Annotated in this window: 17 protein-coding genes; all 17 read left to right on the forward strand. The window is 57.2% G+C overall.

All coding sequences use genetic code 11. The annotated features are described in order from the left end of the window. Nucleotides 1-329 precede the first annotated feature (329 nt). The 17 genes from mraZ (at nucleotide 330) to secM (ending at nucleotide 19022) form a co-directional block, all read left to right on the forward strand. A complete protein-coding gene (mraZ, locus tag ACSEMK_RS09945) occupies nucleotides 330-788 on the forward strand; it encodes a division/cell wall cluster transcriptional repressor MraZ (protein ID WP_015368255.1) in 459 nt (152 codons plus the stop codon). A gap of 1 nt (nucleotide 789) precedes the next feature. Next, on the forward strand, nucleotides 790-1731 hold the full coding sequence (rsmH, locus tag ACSEMK_RS09950) for a 16S rRNA (cytosine(1402)-N(4))-methyltransferase RsmH (RefSeq protein WP_015368254.1): 942 nt from the start codon (nucleotides 790-792) through the stop codon (nucleotides 1729-1731). After that, complete coding sequence (ftsL, locus tag ACSEMK_RS09955; protein WP_015704398.1) at nucleotides 1728-2093, forward strand: cell division protein FtsL; 366 nt, start codon at nucleotides 1728-1730, stop codon at nucleotides 2091-2093. Before rsmH ends, ftsL begins: the two co-directional genes overlap by 4 nt. Before the next feature lie 15 nt (nucleotides 2094-2108). Continuing rightward, complete coding sequence (locus tag ACSEMK_RS09960; protein ID WP_430914833.1) at nucleotides 2109-3875, forward strand: peptidoglycan glycosyltransferase FtsI; 1767 nt, start codon at nucleotides 2109-2111, stop codon at nucleotides 3873-3875. After that, nucleotides 3862-5349, forward strand: coding sequence for a UDP-N-acetylmuramoyl-L-alanyl-D-glutamate--2,6-diaminopimelate ligase (gene murE, locus ACSEMK_RS09965; RefSeq protein ID WP_213759617.1), 1488 nt, complete (start codon nucleotides 3862-3864; stop codon nucleotides 5347-5349). The genes ACSEMK_RS09960 and murE overlap by 14 nt, the downstream gene beginning before the upstream one ends. Next, complete coding sequence (gene murF, locus ACSEMK_RS09970) at nucleotides 5346-6704, forward strand: UDP-N-acetylmuramoyl-tripeptide--D-alanyl-D-alanine ligase (RefSeq protein WP_430914834.1); 1359 nt, start codon at nucleotides 5346-5348, stop codon at nucleotides 6702-6704. Before murE ends, murF begins: the two co-directional genes overlap by 4 nt. After that, nucleotides 6698-7780 carry a phospho-N-acetylmuramoyl-pentapeptide-transferase gene (gene mraY, locus ACSEMK_RS09975; protein WP_004204335.1) on the forward strand — a complete coding sequence of 361 codons (1083 nt, stop codon included), beginning with the start codon at nucleotides 6698-6700 and terminating at the stop codon, nucleotides 7778-7780. The genes murF and mraY overlap by 7 nt, the downstream gene beginning before the upstream one ends. 2 nt (nucleotides 7781-7782) lie before the next feature. Beyond that, the gene (gene murD / locus ACSEMK_RS09980; protein ID WP_087860887.1) at nucleotides 7783-9099 is read left to right on the forward strand and encodes a UDP-N-acetylmuramoyl-L-alanine--D-glutamate ligase; all 1317 of its coding nucleotides are present in this window, start codon (nucleotides 7783-7785) and stop codon (nucleotides 9097-9099) included. Then, nucleotides 9099-10373 carry a cell division protein FtsW gene (gene ftsW / locus ACSEMK_RS09985; RefSeq protein ID WP_015368247.1) on the forward strand — a complete coding sequence of 425 codons (1275 nt, stop codon included), beginning with the start codon at nucleotides 9099-9101 and terminating at the stop codon, nucleotides 10371-10373. The genes murD and ftsW overlap by 1 nt, the downstream gene beginning before the upstream one ends. Further along, a complete protein-coding gene (gene murG / locus ACSEMK_RS09990; RefSeq protein ID WP_113374414.1) occupies nucleotides 10370-11440 on the forward strand; it encodes an undecaprenyldiphospho-muramoylpentapeptide beta-N-acetylglucosaminyltransferase in 1071 nt (356 codons plus the stop codon). The genes ftsW and murG overlap by 4 nt, the downstream gene beginning before the upstream one ends. Before the next feature lie 47 nt (nucleotides 11441-11487). After that, nucleotides 11488-12963: a UDP-N-acetylmuramate--L-alanine ligase gene (gene murC / locus ACSEMK_RS09995; protein WP_020079611.1), complete on the forward strand. Its 1476-nt coding sequence runs from the start codon at nucleotides 11488-11490 to the stop codon at nucleotides 12961-12963. Then, the gene (locus ACSEMK_RS10000) at nucleotides 12956-13876 is read left to right on the forward strand and encodes a D-alanine--D-alanine ligase (protein ID WP_308958949.1); all 921 of its coding nucleotides are present in this window, start codon (nucleotides 12956-12958) and stop codon (nucleotides 13874-13876) included. Before murC ends, ACSEMK_RS10000 begins: the two co-directional genes overlap by 8 nt. Nucleotide 13877: 1 nt before the next feature. Continuing rightward, entirely contained in the window at nucleotides 13878-14711 is an 834-nt protein-coding gene (gene ftsQ, locus ACSEMK_RS10005) for a cell division protein FtsQ (RefSeq protein ID WP_087860884.1), read from the forward strand. Beyond that, on the forward strand, nucleotides 14708-15970 hold the full coding sequence (ftsA, locus tag ACSEMK_RS10010) for a cell division protein FtsA (protein ID WP_002888625.1): 1263 nt from the start codon (nucleotides 14708-14710) through the stop codon (nucleotides 15968-15970). The genes ftsQ and ftsA overlap by 4 nt, the downstream gene beginning before the upstream one ends. 62 nt (nucleotides 15971-16032) lie before the next feature. Further along, on the forward strand, nucleotides 16033-17184 hold the full coding sequence (ftsZ, locus tag ACSEMK_RS10015; RefSeq protein ID WP_004857884.1) for a cell division protein FtsZ: 1152 nt from the start codon (nucleotides 16033-16035) through the stop codon (nucleotides 17182-17184). 100 nt (nucleotides 17185-17284) lie between these two features. Continuing rightward, nucleotides 17285-18202 (forward strand): UDP-3-O-acyl-N-acetylglucosamine deacetylase, encoded by a 918-nt coding sequence (lpxC, locus tag ACSEMK_RS10020; RefSeq protein WP_015368241.1) that lies wholly within the window; start codon nucleotides 17285-17287, stop codon nucleotides 18200-18202. Nucleotides 18203-18524: 322 nt separating this feature from the next. After that, nucleotides 18525-19022: a secA translation cis-regulator SecM gene (gene secM / locus ACSEMK_RS10025; protein WP_015368240.1), complete on the forward strand. Its 498-nt coding sequence runs from the start codon at nucleotides 18525-18527 to the stop codon at nucleotides 19020-19022. Nucleotides 19023-19076 lie beyond the last annotated feature (54 nt).

A 19076-nucleotide genomic window follows, 5' to 3' on the forward strand; every position in this document is an offset into this window, starting at 1 on the left:
TTCTCCGTCCACAACAGGCACTGTTAACGGACATCAGAATGGCCTAAAATGCCGCTCGCGTCGCAAACTGACACTTTATATTTTCCCGCTGAAGATATTTTGTCGCTTTTAACTGTTACGAGTTTGTTGGTTATTTTCTTACACGTATTCATAACGTTAATTTGCCTCGTTTGTTGGTGATTTATTCATCAGGGCTAATATCGGCTGTAAATAATGGGTTTTTGCGCTCCGTTGGCATTAGTGCTGGCTTGACAAGCTTTTCCTCCGCTCCGTAAACTCCTTTAGGTGGGAATTTGTGGGGTAAAGTGGCGAAAAGGGGTGAGGCTGGCATGTTCCGTGGAGCAACGTTAGTCAATCTCGACAGTAAAGGCCGTTTGGCCGTACCGACGCGCTACCGCGACGGGCTGATCGAGGATGCTTCTGGTCAAATGGTGTGCACCATTGACATTCATCACCCGTGCCTGCTGCTTTATCCTTTGCCTGAATGGGAAATCATCGAGCAAAAATTGTCGCGTTTGTCGAGCATGAATCCCGTTGAACGGCGCGTACAGCGTCTGCTTTTGGGGCATGCCAGCGAATGTCAGATGGATAGCGCCGGACGATTGCTAATCGCGCCGGTGCTGCGGCAACATGCCGGGCTGACAAAAGAAGTGATGCTGGTCGGACAGTTTAATAAATTTGAACTGTGGGATGAAACGACCTGGTATCAACGGGTCAAGGAAGATATCGACGCTGAGCAGTCCGCTACCGGTGAACTGTCGGAGCGCCTGCAGGATTTGTCTTTATAAAATGATGGAAAATTTTAAACATACTACGGTACTTCTGGATGAAGCCGTTAACGGCCTGAATATTCGTCCAAATGGTATCTACATTGATGGAACCTTTGGCCGCGGTGGTCACTCGCGTCTGATCCTCTCCCAACTGGGGGCGGAAGGGCGCCTGCTGGCAATCGATCGCGACCCAACGGCTATTGCCGTTGCGCAAACCATCGATGACCCACGCTTTTCCATCGTACATGGTCCTTTCTCGCAGCTGGCTGACTACGTCGCCGAGCGCAATCTTACCGGCAAGATCGACGGTATTCTTCTCGATCTTGGCGTTTCTTCACCGCAGCTGGACGACGCGGAACGCGGATTCTCCTTTATGCGCGATGGTCCGCTGGACATGCGCATGGATCCGACTCGCGGTCAGTCCGCCGCCGAATGGTTACAGACCGCCGAAGAAGCCGACATCGCCTGGGTCATCAAAACCTTTGGCGAAGAGCGTTTCGGCAAACGTATCGCGCGCGCGATCGTTGAACGTAACCGCATTGAGCCGATGACCCGTACTAAAGAGCTGGCGGAAGTTATCGCGGCGGCGACGCCGGTGAAAGATAAGCACAAACATCCCGCGACCCGTACCTTCCAGGCGGTGCGCATTTGGGTGAACAGTGAACTGGAGGAGATAGAGCAGGCGCTAAAAAGCTCGCTCGGCGTGCTGGCCCCCGGCGGCCGGCTGTCGATTATCAGTTTCCATTCGCTGGAAGACCGTATTGTGAAGCGCTTTATGCGTGAACAAAGTCGCGGTCCGCAGGTTCCAGCGGGGATCCCGATGACTGAAGAGCAGCTCAGGAAACTGGGCGGCCGTCAGTTGCGAGCACTAGGCAAGTTGATGCCGGGCGAAGAAGAGGTGGCAGAGAATCCACGCGCCCGTAGTTCAGTGCTGCGTATCGCAGAGAGGACGAACGCATGATCGGCAGAGTGACAGTAGCCTTAAGCAAAGTTAAAGGATCGTTAGGAAGCAACGAGCGCCATGCCTTGCCTGGCGTTATCGGGGACGATCTTCTGCGGTTTGGGAAGCTGCCACTCTGCCTGTTCATTTGCATCATCATAACGGCAGTGACCGTGGTGACGACGGCGCACCATACCCGTCTGTTAACCGCGCAGCGTGAACAATTAGTTCTGGAGCGTGACGCTCTGGATATTGAATGGCGCAACCTGATCCTCGAAGAGAACGCCCTTGGCGATCACAGTCGGGTTGAGCGGATCGCGACAGAGAAGTTGCAGATGCAACACGTTGATCCATCACAAGAAAATATAGTGGTACAGAAATAAGGATTATTGCGACGCATGAAAGCAGCGCCGAAAACGCCAAAAGCAAAACGTCAGGAAGAACAGGCCAACTTTATCAGTTGGCGTTTTGCGTTGCTGTGCGGATGTATTTTAATCGCTCTCGCCTTCCTGCTTGGCCGCGTCGCGTGGCTGCAGGTGGTGAGTCCGGATATGCTGGTGCGTCAGGGAGATATGCGTTCCCTGCGTGTGCAGGAAGTGTCAACCGCGCGCGGCATGATTACCGACCGCTCCGGCCGCCCGCTGGCGGTCAGCGTGCCGGTAAAAGCCATCTGGGCCGACCCGAAAGAGCTGCATGATGCGGGCGGCGTGACGCTCGATAACCGCTGGAAAGCGTTAGCCGATGCGCTGAATATGCCGCTGGACCTGCTGGCATCGCGTATCAACAGCAACCCGCGGATGCGTTTTATCTATCTGGCGCGTCAGGTGAACCCTGACATGGCCGACTACATCAAAAAACTGAAGCTGCCGGGGATACATCTGCGCGAGGAGTCTCGCCGTTATTATCCGTCAGGCGAAGTAACCGCTCACCTCATTGGCTTTACCAACGTCGATAGCCAGGGGATCGAGGGGGTTGAGAAAAGCTTCGATAAGTGGCTAACCGGCCAGCCGGGCGAGCGTATCGTGCGTAAAGACCGCTATGGCCGCGTGATTGAAGACATTTCTTCCACCGACAGCCAGGCGGCGCATAACCTCGCGCTGAGCATCGACGAGCGCCTACAGGCGCTGGTGTATCGTGAACTGAATAATGCGGTGGCGTTCAACAAAGCGGAATCAGGCACTGCCGTTTTGGTCGACGTCAACACCGGTGAAGTGCTGGCGATGGCCAACAGCCCGTCGTACAACCCAAATAATTTCGCGGGTACGTCCAAAGATACCATGCGTAACCGCGCCATCACCGACGTATTTGAACCGGGTTCAACGGTGAAGCCGATGGTGGTGATGACGGCGCTGCAGCGCGGCATCGTCAATGAAAATACCGTGCTGAATACCATTCCATATCGAATTAACGGCCACGAAATCAAAGACGTGGCGCGCTACAGCGAATTGACCCTGACCGGGGTGCTACAGAAGTCGAGTAACGTCGGCGTTTCTAAGCTGGCGTTAGCGATGCCGTCCTCAGCGTTAGTAGATACTTACTCACGTTTTGGGCTTGGAAAGGCGACCAATTTGGGGTTGGTCGGAGAACGCAGTGGCTTATATCCTCAAAAACAACGGTGGTCTGACATAGAGAGGGCCACCTTTTCTTTCGGCTACGGGCTAATGGTAACACCGTTACAGTTAGCGCGAGTCTACGCAACGATTGGCAGCTACGGCATCTATCGCCCGCTGTCGATTACCAAAGTTGATCCACCGGTGCCGGGCGAGCGCGTATTCCCGGACTCACTGGTACGTACCGTCGTTCACATGATGGAAAGCGTGGCGCTTCCCGGCGGCGGCGGCGTGAAAGCAGCGATCAAAGGCTATCGTATCGCGATTAAAACCGGTACGGCGAAAAAAGTGGGGCCGGATGGCCGCTACATCAACAAATATATTGCTTACACCGCAGGCGTTGCGCCCGCCAGCCACCCGCGTTTCGCGTTGGTGGTGGTGATCAACGACCCGCAGGCAGGTAAATACTACGGTGGCGCCGTTTCCGCGCCGGTGTTCGGTGCCATCATGGGCGGCGTATTGCGCACCATGAACATCGAACCGGATGCGCTGGCAACGGGCGAAAAAAGTGAATTTGTGATTAATCAAGGCGAGGGAACAGGTGGCAGATCGTAATTTGCGCGACCTTCTCGCTCCGTGGGTGCCAAATGCGCCGGAGCGAATTCTGCGAGAGATGACGCTGGACAGCCGCGTGGCGGCGTCCGGCGACCTCTTTGTCGCGGTACAGGGTCATCAGGCGGACGGGCGTCGTTATATCCCGCAGGCGATAGCGCAAGGTGTTGCTGCCATTATTGCTGAGGCGCAGGGCGAGGCCGCAGACGGCGAAGTTCGCGAGATGCACGGCGTGCCGGTCATCTACCTGAGCCAACTGAACGAGCGGTTATCCGCGCTAGCCGGGCGTTTTTACCAACAACCTTCGCAGCAGATGCGTCTGGTGGGCGTCACCGGCACTAACGGTAAGACCACCACGACTCAACTGCTTGCGCAGTGGGCGAAACTGCTCGGCGAAACCAGCGCGGTGATGGGTACCGTCGGTAACGGCCTGCTGGATAAAGTGGTGCCAACCGAAAACACCACCGGCTCTGCGGTTGATGTTCAGCACGTGCTTTCCGGTCTGGTAGGGCAGGGGGCGACTTTCGGCGCGATGGAAGTCTCTTCTCACGGGCTGGTTCAGCACCGCGTGGCGGCGCTGCAGTTCGCTGCCTCGGTGTTTACCAACCTGAGCCGTGACCACCTCGACTACCATGGCGACATGGAACATTACGAAGCGGCAAAATGGCTGCTCTATTCCACCCACCATTGCGGCCAGGCCATCGTCAACGCTGACGATGAAGTGGGGCGTCGCTGGCTGGCGAAACTGCCGGATGCGGTGGCGGTGTCGATGGAGGATCATATCAATCCGAACTGCCACGGCCGCTGGCTGAAGGCGACCGCGGTCAACTATCACGACAGCGGCGCGACCATTCAGTTTGACTCGAGCTGGGGCAAAGGCGAAATCGAAAGCCGCCTGATGGGCGCTTTTAACGTCAGCAACCTGCTGCTGGCGCTGGCGACGCTGCTGGCGCTGGGTTATCCGCTGGCGGACCTGTTGAAAACCTCTTCGCGTTTACAGCCTGTGTGCGGCCGCATGGAAGTGTTCAGCGCGCCGGGCAAACCGACCGTGGTGGTCGATTACGCCCATACGCCTGACGCGCTGGAAAAAGCGCTGCAGGCCGCGCGTCTGCACTGTAGCGGCAAGCTGTGGTGCGTCTTCGGCTGCGGCGGCGACCGCGACAAGGGCAAACGCCCGCTGATGGGCGCTATCGCGGAAGAGTTTGCCGATATCGTGGTTGTTACCGACGATAACCCGCGTACCGAAGAGCCGCGGGCGATTATCAACGACATTCTGGCCGGCATGCTTGATGCCGGGCAGGTGAAGGTGATGGAAGGCCGCGCGGAAGCGGTGACCAGCGCGGTGATGCAGGCGAAAGCGAACGACGTTGTGCTGGTCGCGGGCAAAGGCCACGAAGACTATCAGATCGTCGGTAACCGCCGTCTGGATTATTCCGACCGCGTTACCGTTGCGCGTCTGCTGGGAGCGGTAGCATGATTCGCTTTACATTAAGCCAGCTCGCCGAGATCACCCGCGGCGAACTGCAGGGTAGCGATATCGCTATCGATGACGTGACGTCCGATACCCGCAAAGTCACGGCGGGTTGCCTGTTTGTGGCGCTGAAGGGCGAGCGATTCGACGCGCATGATTTTGCCGAACAAGCGAAAGCGGCGGGCGCAGGCGCGCTGCTGGTAAGCCGCCAACTGGCCTGCGATTTACCGCAGGTGGTAGTGAAAGATACCCGTCTGGCTTTTGGCGAGTTAGCGGCCTGGGTGCGTCAGCAGGTGCCGACCCGCGTGGTGGCGCTGACTGGTTCGTCCGGTAAGACCTCGGTCAAAGAGATGACCGCGGCGATCCTCAGCCAGTGCGGTAATACGCTGTATACCGCCGGTAACCTGAATAATGATATCGGGGTACCGATGACGCTGCTGCGTCTGAACAAAGATCACCAGTATGCGGTGATTGAACTTGGCGCCAACCACCAGGGCGAAATCGCCTGGACCGTCAGCCTGACGCGTCCGGAAGCGGCGCTGGTCAACAACCTCGCCGCCGCGCACCTCGAAGGCTTCGGCTCGCTGGCGGGCGTGGCGAAGGCCAAGGGTGAAATCTTTACCGGCCTGCCGCAAAACGGCATCGCGATTTTGAATGCCGACAACAATGACTGGCTGAACTGGCAGAGCGTGATTGGCGATCGCAAAGTGTGGCGCTTCTCGCCGAACGCGGCGAACAGCGACTTCACGGCGACCAACGTACATATCACCAGTCATGGCACCGAATTTACGCTGCAGACCCCGTTCGGCAACGTCGATGTACTGCTGCCGCTACCGGGGCGCCATAACATCGCTAACGCGCTGGCGGCAACTTCGCTGGCGATGGCGGTAGGCGCCGATCTGGCCGCGGTGAAAACCGGGCTGGCGCAGCTGCAAGCGGTGCCGGGACGTCTGTTCCCGATCCAACTGGCGGAAAACCAGCTGCTGCTGGATGACTCCTACAACGCCAACGTCGGTTCGATGACCGCCGCGGTGCAGGTGCTGGCGGAAATGCCGGGCTTCCGGGCGATGGTGGTCGGCGATATGGCTGAACTCGGTGCGGAAAGCGCGGCGTGTCATCGCGAAGTTGGCGAAGCGGCGAAAGCGGCGGGGCTGGATTGCGTCCTCAGCGTCGGTTCCCTGAGCGCGGATATCAGCAGCGCCAGCGGCGTGGGCGAACATTTTAACGATAAAGCCGCCGTGGTAGCTCGCCTGCGCGAGCTGCTGGCAGAGCATAAAATCATGACCATTTTAGTGAAGGGTTCACGTAGTGCCGCTATGGAAGAGGTAGTACGCGCATTACAGGAGATTGCGACATGTTAGTATGGCTGGCCGAACATCTGGTCAAATATTATTCCGGCTTTAACGTCTTTTCTTATTTGACGTTTCGCGCCATCGTCAGCCTGCTGACCGCGCTGTTCATCTCTCTGTGGATGGGCCCGCGCATGATCGCCCGTCTGCAAAAACTGTCCTTCGGCCAGGTCGTTCGTAACGATGGTCCGGAGTCCCACTTCAGCAAACGCGGTACCCCAACCATGGGCGGGATCATGATCCTTACCGCGATTACCGTTTCCGTCCTGCTGTGGGCTTATCCGTCAAATCCATACGTCTGGTGCGTACTGACGGTATTAATCGGCTACGGCATCATCGGGTTTGTTGATGATTATCGTAAAGTCGTGCGCAAAGACACCAAGGGTCTGATTGCCCGCTGGAAGTATTTCTGGATGTCGGTGATTGCGCTGGGCGTGGCGTTCGCGCTGTATCTGGCGGGGAAAGATACCCCGGCGACCGAACTGGTTGTGCCGTTCTTTAAAGACGTGATGCCGCAGTTAGGACTGTTTTACATCCTGTTGGCTTACTTCGTTATCGTTGGTACCGGCAACGCGGTCAACCTGACCGACGGCCTCGACGGCCTGGCGATTATGCCGACCGTCTTCGTCGCCGCCGGTTTTGCGCTGGTGGCGTGGGCCACCGGGAACATGAACTTCGCCAACTATCTGCACATTCCTTATCTGCGTCACGCCGGGGAACTGGTTATCGTCTGTACGGCGATTGTCGGCGCAGGTCTGGGCTTCCTGTGGTTCAACACCTACCCGGCGCAGGTCTTTATGGGCGACGTCGGTTCACTGGCGCTCGGCGGCGCGCTGGGCATTATCGCCGTACTGCTGCGCCAGGAGTTCCTGCTGGTGATTATGGGCGGCGTTTTCGTCGTGGAAACCCTGTCGGTTATCCTGCAGGTCGGCTCGTTCAAGCTGCGCGGTCAGCGCATTTTCCGTATGGCGCCGATTCACCACCACTATGAACTGAAAGGCTGGCCGGAACCGCGCGTTATCGTGCGCTTCTGGATTATTTCGCTGATGCTGGTGCTGATTGGCCTGGCGACGCTGAAGGTACGTTAATCATGGCAGATTATCAGGGTAAAAAAGTCGTCATTATTGGGTTGGGCATGACCGGCCTGTCATGCGTGGACTTTTTCATGGCGCGCGGCGTAACCCCGCGCGTGATGGATACCCGCGTCGCCCCTGCCGGGCTTGAGAAGCTACCGGAAGCCGTTGAGCGCCACGTTGGCGGCCTTAACGACGACTGGCTGCTGGCGGCGGATCTGATTGTCGCAAGCCCCGGGATTGCCCTTGCGCACCCTTCACTGAGCGCGGCGGCCGACGCTGGCGTGGAAATCGTCGGCGATATCGAGCTGTTTTGCCGTGAGGCGCAGGCGCCGATTATCGCCATTACCGGCTCTAACGGAAAAAGCACCGTCACTACCCTGGTGGGCGAGATGGCGAAGGCGGCGGGTGTGAACGTCGGCGTTGGCGGCAATATCGGCCTGCCGGCGCTGATGCTGCTGGATCCGGCGCGTGAACTGTACGTGCTTGAACTTTCCAGTTTCCAGCTGGAGACCACCTCCAGTTTGAAAGCCGTCGCGGCCACCATCCTCAACGTGACTGAGGATCATATGGACCGCTATCCGCTGGGGCTGCAGCAGTACCGCGCGGCGAAGCTGCGGGTCTATGAAAATGCTAAAACCTGCGTGGTGAATGCCGATGACGCGCTGACCATGCCGGTACGCGGCGCTGACGAACGCTGCGTCAGCTTCGGCGTCGATGTTGGCGACTATCACCTTAATCGCCAGCAGGGCGAAACCTGGCTGCGGGTGAAGGGTGAGAAAGTGCTGAACGTGAAAGAAATGACCATCAGCGGCCAGCACAACTACAGCAATGCCCTGGCGGCGCTGGCGCTGGCGGATGCCGCGGGCTTACCGCGCGCCAGTAGCCTGAAGGCGCTCACCACCTTCACCGGCCTGGCGCACCGTTTCCAGCTGGCGCTGGAGCATAACGGCGTGCGTTGGATCAATGACTCCAAGGCGACCAACGTCGGCAGTACCGAGGCGGCGCTGAACGGCCTGCATCTCGACGGCACGCTGTATCTGCTGTTGGGCGGCGACGGTAAATCCGCCGACTTTACGCCGCTGAAACGCTATCTTGGCGGCGAGAACGTTCGTCTGTACTGCTTCGGCCGCGACGGCGCTCAACTGGCGGCGCTGCGTCCGGAAATTGCGGTACAAACCGAAACCATGGAACAGGCGATGCGGCAGATCGCTTCGCAGGTCAAATCAGGCGATATGGTCTTACTGTCGCCAGCCTGCGCGAGCCTGGACCAGTTTAAAAACTTTGAACAACGGGGCGATGTCTTTACCCGTCTGGCGAAGGAGTTAGGTTGATGCGTTTCTCTCTCCCACGCCTGAAAATGCCACAGCTGGGCTTGCCCCGGTTGAAGCTGCCGCGACTGCCGGGGATGTTTATTTTTGCCTGGCTCTTCGCCGCGCTGAAAGGTTGGGTGATGGGCTCGCGCCCGAAAGATAACGATAGCCTGGTCATGTATGACCGGATGCTGTTGTGGCTGACCTTCGGCCTGGCGGCGATCGGTTTTATCATGGTGACTTCGGCATCGATGCCGGTCGGACAGCGTCTGGCGAACGATCCGTTCCTGTTTGCTAAGCGTGATGGGCTGTACATTGTACTGGCCTTCGCGCTGGCGATGATTACGCTCCGTCTACCGATGGAGTTCTGGCAGCGCCACAGCACCGCAATGCTGATCGCCTCGATTGTGATGCTGCTGATCGTACTGGTGGTGGGGAGCTCGGTTAACGGCGCCTCGCGTTGGATCGCGCTCGGGCCGCTGCGCATTCAGCCAGCGGAGTTTACCAAGCTATCGCTGTTCTGCTACATCGCCAACTATCTGGTGCGTAAAGCGGATGAGGTGCGTAACAACCTGCGCGGCTTCTTAAAACCGATGGGCGTGATTTTCGTACTGGCGATTTTGCTGCTGGCGCAGCCTGACCTCGGTACGGTAGTCGTACTGTTCGTGACCACGCTGGCGATGTTGTTCCTGGCCGGCGCGAAACTCTGGCAGTTCATCGCCATTATCGGCATGGGGATCTCGGCGGTGGTGCTGCTGATCCTCGCCGAACCGTATCGTATTCGCCGTGTCACCTCCTTCTGGAACCCGTGGGAAGACCCGTTTGGCAGCGGCTATCAGCTGACCCAGTCGCTGATGGCCTTTGGCCGCGGCGAGATGTGGGGACAGGGTCTCGGCAACTCGGTACAGAAACTGGAGTATTTGCCGGAAGCGCATACCGACTTCATCTTCGCGATTATCGGCGAAGAACTCGGTTATATCGGTGTGGTACTCGCGCTTTTAATGGTATTCTTCGTCGCCTTTCGCGCCATGTCGATTGGCCGTAAAGCGCTGGAGATTGACCACCGCTTCTCCGGCTTTTTGGCCTGTGCTATCGGCGTGTGGTTTAGCTTCCAGGCGTTGGTTAACGTCGGGGCGGCGGCGGGAATGCTGCCGACCAAAGGTCTGACCCTGCCATTGATTAGTTATGGTGGTTCCAGTCTGCTGATTATGTCGACGGCCATTATGTTTTTATTGCGAATAGATTATGAAACGCGCCTCGAGAAAGCGCAGGCGTTTACACGGGGTGTTCGATGAGCGGTCAGGAAAAGCGGTTAATGGTGATGGCGGGCGGCACTGGCGGACACGTGTTCCCGGGGCTGGCGGTCGCGCACCATTTAATGGACCAGGGCTGGCAGGTTCGCTGGCTGGGCACCGCCGATCGTATGGAAGCGGATTTAGTGCCGAAACACGGCATTGATATCGATTTTATTCGCATCTCCGGGCTGCGTGGCAAAGGGATAAAAGCGCAACTGTTAGCGCCGGTGCGGATCTTCAACGCCTGGCGACAGGCGCGGACGATCATGAAGCGTTTCCAGCCGGATGTGGTGCTGGGCATGGGCGGTTATGTTTCCGGGCCTGGCGGTCTGGCGGCATGGTCGCTCGGGATCCCTGTGGTGCTGCATGAACAAAACGGCATTGCAGGCCTGACCAATAAATGGTTGGCGAAGATTGCGAAGAAAGTGATGCAGGCGTTTCCCGGCGCCTTCCCGCACGCGGATGTCGTGGGTAATCCGGTACGAACCGATGTTCTCGCGCTACCGCTGCCGGGACAGCGTCTGGTGGGGCGGCAGGGGCCGATTCGCGTGCTGGTGGTCGGCGGCTCTCAGGGCGCGCGCGTACTGAACCAGACTATGCCGCAGGTGGCCGCGAAGCTCGGCGATACGGTGACTATCTGGCATCAGAGCGGGAAAGGTGGCATGGATACCGTGCGCCAGGCGTACGCCGCCGCCGGTCAGCCGCAGCATAAAGTGACTGAGTTTATTGATGATATGGCGGCAGCCTATGCCTGGGCCGATGTGGTTGTTTGTCGTTCCGGCGCGCTGACGGTCAGCGAAATTGCCGCCGCAGGTTTACCGGCGTTGTTCGTCCCGTTCCAGCACAAAGATCGTCAGCAGTACTGGAATGCGCTGCCGCTGGAAAAAGCCGGCGCAGCGAAAATTCTCGAACAACCCGAGTTCACGGCCGATGCCGTGGCAGCCACCCTGGCCGGTTGGGATCGGGAAACCCTGATGGATATGGCGGAACGAGCGCGTGGCGCTTCGATTCCGGATGCTACCGAGCGGGTAGCGGAAGAGGTCAGCGCCGTAGCTTTGGCGCGCTAATCGCGGTGATTTTCACCGCCCGAATAAAGAAGTTGATGGCGTAAAGAATGAATACACAAGATTTGGCAAAACTGCGTTCCATAGTGCCCGAGATGCGTCGCGTTCGGCACATTCACTTTGTCGGCATCGGCGGTGCCGGTATGGGCGGTATTGCCGAAGTGTTGGCGAATGAAGGCTACCAGATTAGCGGCTCCGATCTCGCGCCGAATCCGGTGACTCAGCAATTGTCGCAGCTTGGCGCCACCATTTATTTCAACCATCGCCCGGAAAACGTGCGCGATGCCAGCGTTGTCGTGGTGTCCAGCGCGATCTCCGCGGATAACCCGGAAATCGTCGCCGCGCACGAAGCCCGCATTCCGGTGATCCGCCGCGCGGAAATGCTGGCGGAACTCATGCGTTTCCGTCACGGGATTGCGATTGCCGGTACGCACGGCAAAACCACGACCACCGCGATGGTATCCAGCATTTACGCCGAGGCCGGCCTCGATCCGACCTTCGTCAACGGCGGGCTGGTGAAGGCGGCGGGCGTGCATGCTCGTCTTGGCCATAGCCGCTATCTGATTGCGGAAGCGGATGAGAGCGATGCGTCGTTCCTGCATCTGCAGCCGATGGTCGCCATTGTGACCAACATCGAAGCTGACCATATGGATACTTACCATGGCGACTTCGAGAACCTGAAGCAGACCTTTATTAACTTCCTGCACAACCTGCCGTTCTACGGGCGCGCGGTGATGTGCGTGGATGACCCGGTGATTCGTGAACTGCTGCCGCGCGTTGGCCGCCAAATCACCACCTACGGTTTTAGCGATGACGCCGACGTACGCATTGAAGAGTATCGCCAGGTCGGCGCGCAGGGCCATTTCCGCCTGGTACGCCAGGATAAAGAGGTCATGCAGGTGACGCTGAACGCGCCGGGTCGCCATAACGCGCTCAACGCTGCCGCGGCCGTTGCCGTCGCGACGGAAGAAGGCATTGAAGATGAGGCGATTCTGCGCGCGCTGGAAAGTTTCCAGGGCACCGGCCGCCGCTTCGACTTCCTTGGCGAATATCCGCTGGCGGAAGTCAACGGCAAGAGCGGTAGCGCGATGCTAATCGACGATTACGGTCATCACCCGACGGAAGTTGACGCTACCATCAAAGCGGCGCGTGCCGGCTGGCCGGATAAAAATCTGGTGATGGTATTCCAGCCGCACCGTTATACCCGTACTCGCGATCTGTACGATGATTTCGCCAACGTGCTGACCCAGGTTGATGCGCTGCTGATGCTGGATGTGTATCCGGCGGGCGAAGCGCCGATCCCTGGCGCCGATAGCCGCTCGCTGTGCCGTACGATCCGCGGTCGCGGCAAAGTTGACCCGATTCTGGTTTCCGATCCGGCGCAGGCCGCGGAGATGCTGGCGTCGGTATTGACCGGCGACGATCTGGTGCTGGTGCAGGGCGCCGGTAACATAGGAAAAATCGCACGTCACCTGGCTGAAATCAAACTGGTACCGCAAAAAACGGAGGAGGACCGACATGGCTGATAAAATCGCGGTTCTCTTCGGCGGAACCTCCGCTGAACGTGAAGTCTCGCTGAACTCAGGCGCGGCGGTGTTGGCCGGACTGCGTGAAGGCGGGGTGGATGCCCACCCGGTCGATCCGCGCGACGTTGATATCACCCAGTTGAAAAGCATGGGCTTTCAGAAAGCGTTTATTGCCCTGCACGGGCGCGGCGGCGAAGATGGCACGCTGCAAGGCCTTCTGGAACTCATTCAACTGCCGTACACCGGCAGCGGCGTAATGGCTTCCGCTATTTCGATGGATAAACTGCGCAGCAAATTACTGTGGCAGGGGGCGGGATTACCGGTCGCGCCGTGGGTTGCATTGACTCGTGCCCAGTTCAACGCAGGACTTTCTGCTGGCGTTTCTGAGCAGATTGCGGCGCTGGGGCTGCCGGTTATCATCAAGCCGAGCCGCGAAGGGTCCAGCGTCGGCATGTCGAAAGTTAGCGAAAGTTGTGCAATGCAGGATGCGTTGGCGCTGGCTTTTCAGCATGATGATGAAGTTCTGATTGAGAAATGGCTCAGTGGCCCGGAATTTACCGTCGCTATCGTCGGTGAAGAAATTTTACCGTCAATTCGTATCCAGGCGGCTGGAACCTTCTATGATTATGAGGCGAAGTATCTCTCTGATGAGACGCAATATTTCTGCCCTGGTTTTGAGGAACCCGCCCGCGAGACAGAAATCCAGAGCCTGGTGCTTAAAGCCTGGAATGTTCTGGGTTGCAAAGGATGGGGACGTATTGACGTGATGCTGGACAGCGATGGCCAGTTTTATCTGCTGGAAGCGAACACCTCACCGGGTATGACTAGTCATAGTCTGGTGCCGATGGCGGCCCGCCAGGCGGGGATGAGCTTCTCGCAGCTTGTTGTACGAATTCTGGACCTGGCGGGGTGATATGTCGCAGGCGGCGCTGAATACGCGGAACCAGGAAGAAGAATCGATTGCTTCTTCGCGTCGGAATAATGGAACCCGGCTGGCAGGGATCGTTTTCCTGCTGGCGGTGTTGTGTACCGTGTTGGTCAGCGGATGGATGGTTCTTGGTTGGATGGAAGATGCGCAGCGTCTGCCGTTGTCGAAAATGGTCGTCACCGGCGAACGTCACTACACGCGTAACGATGATATCCGTCAGGCGATTCTGGCGTTGGGCTCGCCGGGCACCTTTATGACTCAGGATGTCAATATCATCCAGAGCCAAATTGAGCGCCTGCCGTGGATTAAACAGGCGAGCGTAAGAAAACAGTGGCCCGATGAATTGAAGATTCATCTGGTTGAATATGTGCCGATTGCGCGCTGGAATGATCAACATATGGTAGACGTGGAAGGAAATTCTTTCAGCGTGCCGGCGGATCGCACCAGCAAACAGAACTTACCGATGTTATACGGCCCTGAAGGCAGCGAAAATGAAGTGCTACAGGGATACCGCAACATGGGGCAGGTGCTGGCAAAGGATAAGTTCACGTTGAAAGTGGCGGCAATGACCGCGCGTCGCTCCTGGCAGTTGACGCTTAATAACGATATTAAGCTCAACCTTGGCCGCGGCGACACCATGAAACGGCTTCAGCGCTTTATGGAACTCTACCCGGTTCTTCAGCAGCAGGCACAGACCGACGGCAAACGGATAAGCTACGTTGATTTGCGCTATGACTCGGGTGCGGCGGTAGGTTGGGTACCTGCTCCCGTAGAGGAAAATAATCAACAACAGAATCAGGCACAGGCAGAACAACGATGATCAAGGCGACGGACAGAAAACTGGTAGTTGGACTGGAGATTGGCACCGCGAAGGTTGCCGCTTTAGTAGGGGAAGTTCTGCCCGACGGTATGATTAATATCATTGGCGTGGGCAGTTGCCCATCGCGCGGCATGGATAAAGGCGGGGTGAATGACCTCGAGTCGGTAGTGAAATGCGTACAGCGCGCTATCGACCAGGCTGAACTGATGGCCGATTGCCAGATCTCATCAGTGTATCTGGCGCTTTCAGGTAAGCATATTAGCTGTCAAAATGAGATTGGCATGGTGCCTATCTCCGAAGAAGAGGTGACGCAGGATGACGTGGAAAACGTCGTTCATACCGCGAAATCGGTACGCGTACGCGACGAGCATCGCGTACTGCACGTCATCCCGCAGGAATACGCCATCGACTACCAGGAAGGTATTAAAAACCCGGTAGGGTTATCCGGCGTGCGTATGCAGGCGAAGGTACATCTGATTACCTGCCATAACGATATGGCGAAAAACATTGTTAAAGCGGTTGAACGTTGTGGTCTGAAAGTTGACCAACTAATTTTCGCCGGTTTAGCGGCCAGTTATTCCGTATTAACGGAAGACGAACGTGAGCTGGGTGTCTGCGTAGTGGACATCGGCGGTGGTACAATGGATATCGCCGTGTATACCGGCGGCGCGCTGCGTCACACCAAAGTGATCCCTTACGCGGGCAACGTGGTGACCAGCGACATCGCCTATGCCTTCGGTACGCCGCCGAGCGACGCCGAAGCCATCAAGGTTCGTCACGGTTGCGCATTAGGTTCAATCGTCGGTAAAGACGAAAACGTGGAAGTACCGAGCGTGGGCGGACGTCCGCCGCGTAGCCTGCAGCGTCAGACGCTGGCAGAGGTGATTGAACCGCGTTATACCGAACTGCTCAATCTGGTTAACGAAGAAATCCTGCAGCTGCAGGAACAGCTCCGTCAGCAAGGGGTCAAACACCATCTGGCGGCGGGGATTGTATTAACCGGCGGCGCCGCGCAAATTGAAGGCCTGGCGGCCTGCGCGCAGCGCGTGTTCCATACGCAGGTGCGCATTGGCGCGCCGCTGAACATTACCGGTTTAACGGATTACGCTCAGGAGCCGTATTATTCGACGGCGGTTGGGCTGCTGCACTACGGAAAAGAGTCACATCTCAGTGGTGAAGCAGAAGTAGAAAAACGCGTGACGGCGTCGGTGGGCTCGTGGATTAAGCGACTCAACAGCTGGCTGCGAAAAGAGTTTTAATTTTTTAGGAGAACGCAGACAATTAGCGTTCTCAGGCGACAGGCACAAGACGGAGAGAAACTATGTTTGAACCTATGGAACTGACCAACGACGCGGTGATTAAAGTCATCGGCGTCGGTGGCGGCGGCGGTAATGCCGTTGAACACATGGTGCGCGAGCGCATTGAGGGTGTTGAATTCTTCGCGGTGAACACCGATGCGCAGGCGCTGCGTAAAACGGCTGTTGGCCAGACTATCCAGATCGGTAGCGGTATTACCAAAGGTCTGGGTGCAGGCGCGAACCCGGAAGTGGGCCGTAATGCGGCTGACGAAGACCGTGAAGCGCTGCGCGCTGCGCTTGATGGCGCGGACATGGTCTTTATCGCGGCGGGTATGGGCGGCGGTACCGGTACCGGTGCGGCGCCAGTGGTCGCGGAAGTGGCGAAGGATCTGGGTATCCTGACCGTTGCGGTCGTCACTAAGCCATTTAATTTCGAAGGCAAGAAGCGCATGGCGTTTGCTGAGCAGGGGATCACCGAGCTGTCCAAGCACGTTGACTCACTGATCACCATCCCGAACGACAAGCTGCTGAAAGTACTGGGCCGCGGTATCTCTCTGCTCGACGCTTTCGGCGCGGCGAACGACGTACTGAAAGGCGCGGTGCAGGGTATTGCCGAACTGATTACCCGTCCGGGTCTGATGAACGTCGACTTCGCGGACGTCCGTACCGTGATGTCGGAAATGGGCTACGCGATGATGGGCTCCGGCGTGGCAAGCGGTGAAGACCGTGCGGAAGAAGCGGCTGAAATGGCTATCTCTTCTCCGCTGCTGGAAGACATCGATCTGTCCGGCGCGCGCGGCGTTCTGGTCAACATCACCGCTGGCTTCGACCTGCGTCTGGATGAGTTCGAGACCGTTGGTAACACTATCCGCGCCTTTGCTTCGGATAACGCGACCGTGGTTATCGGTACCTCTCTGGACCCGGATATGAACGACGAATTGCGTGTAACCGTTGTTGCCACCGGTATCGGTATGGACAAGCGTCCGGAAATTACCCTGGTGACCAACAAACAGGTACAGCAGCCGGTAATGGATCGCTACCAGCAGCACGGTATGGCTCCATTGACTCAAGAGCAGAAACCGGTGGCCAAAGTGGTGAACGACAATACGCCGCAAACCGCGAAAGAGCCGGATTATCTGGATATTCCAGCTTTCCTGCGTAAGCAAGCTGATTAAGAATTGGCTGGAAGTTGGGCATCTGCGCTCTTTGTGCTAAACTGCCCTGCCGAATGTATAGTACACTTCGGTTGGATAGGTAACTTGGCGAGATTATACGATGATCAAACAAAGGACTCTTAAACGTATTGTTCAGGCGACTGGTGTCGGTTTGCATACCGGCAAGAAAGTCACGCTGACTTTACGCCCTGCGCCGGCAAATACCGGGGTCATCTATCGTCGCACCGACTTGAATCCACCGGTTGATTTTCCGGCTGATGCCAAATCTGTGCGTGATACCATGCTCTGTACTTGCCTGGTGAACGAGCATGACGTGCGGATTTCTACAGTCGAGCACTTAAATGCCGCACTGGCTGGCCTGGGTATCGACAACATTATTGTTGAAGTCGATGCGCCGGAAATCCCGATTATGGACGGTAGCGCCGCTCCGTTCGTTTATCTGTTGCTGGATGCCGGCATCGATGAACTGAACAGCGCCAAGAAATTTGTGCGTATCAAAGAGACGGTTCGCGTTGAAGATGGCGACAAATGGGCTGAGTTTAAGCCGTACAATGGTTTTTCGTTGGACTTTACCATCGACTTTAACCATCCGGCGATCGACTCCAGCACCCAACGCTATGCGCTGAACTTCTCGGCCGATGCGTTCATGCGTCAGATTAGCCGTGCTCGTACTTTCGGTTTCATGCGTGATATCGAATATCTGCAGTCCCGTGGCCTGTGCCTGGGCGGCAGCTTCGATTGTGCCATCGTTGTTGACGATTATCGCGTACTGAACGAAGACGGTCTGCGCTTTGAAGATGAATTTGTTCGCCACAAAATGCTGGATGCGATCGGTGACCTGTTTATGTGTGGTCACAACATTATCGGCGCATTCACGGCGTTCAAATCCGGTCACGCGTTAAATAACAAACTGCTGCAGGCTGTTCTGGCAAAACAGGAAGCCTGGGAGTATGTGACCTTCGAAGACGACGCAAAACTGCCGCTGGCATTCCGCGCACCGTCAATGGTTCTGGCGTAAGCCTGACCATTCAGTAAATTCGACTGGTAACCTGGTACTCTCTCCGTCCAGGGAACCAGTCGTTTTTCTTTTTAGCCCCCCCAAACCGCTTTTGACTGTGTTTCGCTGGCAATAACCTGTGCGCGTTCGCTGCTTTATTAAGCGTTTTCCCGCAGCATTAGCGTTCATTCCTGCTGTCTCGGCGCGGTATTAATGTTAGTATTTGGGCGCAAAATTTTTCTCTGGGTTGCTTTATCCTGTCGATTTCAGGCTGTACTGCGAAGACCGCCAATAAAATGGACCGCCTGAAAGGACGCAGGAATACCAACTAAAGGTAAAGAAAGTGAGTGGATTGCTGACGCGTTGGCGACAGTTTGGCAGACGGTATTTTTGGCCGCATCTCCTGTTGGGGATGGTCGCGGCTAGCCTCGGCCTGCCTGCGCTTAACAACAGCCACGAAACCACTACGCCGGCGAAAGCCACGGCCAGCAACCATAACCCGAATAAAGTTAACTTCTCCCAGCTGGCGCTGCTGGAGGCCAACCGTCGGCCGAACTTTACCGTCGATTACTGGCATCAGCATGCGATTCGCACCGTCATTCGCCATCTGTCGTTTGCGATGGCGCCGCAGGCTTTGCCGGTGGCGGAAGAATCATCGCCGCTTCAGGCCCAGCATCTGGCCCTGCTCGACACGCTGAGCGCGCTGCTGACCCAGGACAGCAAACCGCCGGTGGTTATCCGCCAGGCGGCTTATATCCCTTCCTCTTATTCTGCCTTCCGCGTCAGCGCCTGGATAAGCCAGGTGGCGGGGATCCGCGCAGGGCCTCAACGTCTCAGCTGAAAATAAACACGGACCATCCTATTTTTTTGACTCCGCACCGCGGGGCGTTTGAGA

The sequence above is a fragment of the Klebsiella sp. K-3 genome, from assembly GCF_051207495.1.
GTDB classification, from domain to species: Bacteria; Pseudomonadota; Gammaproteobacteria; order Enterobacterales; family Enterobacteriaceae; genus Klebsiella; species Klebsiella aerogenes.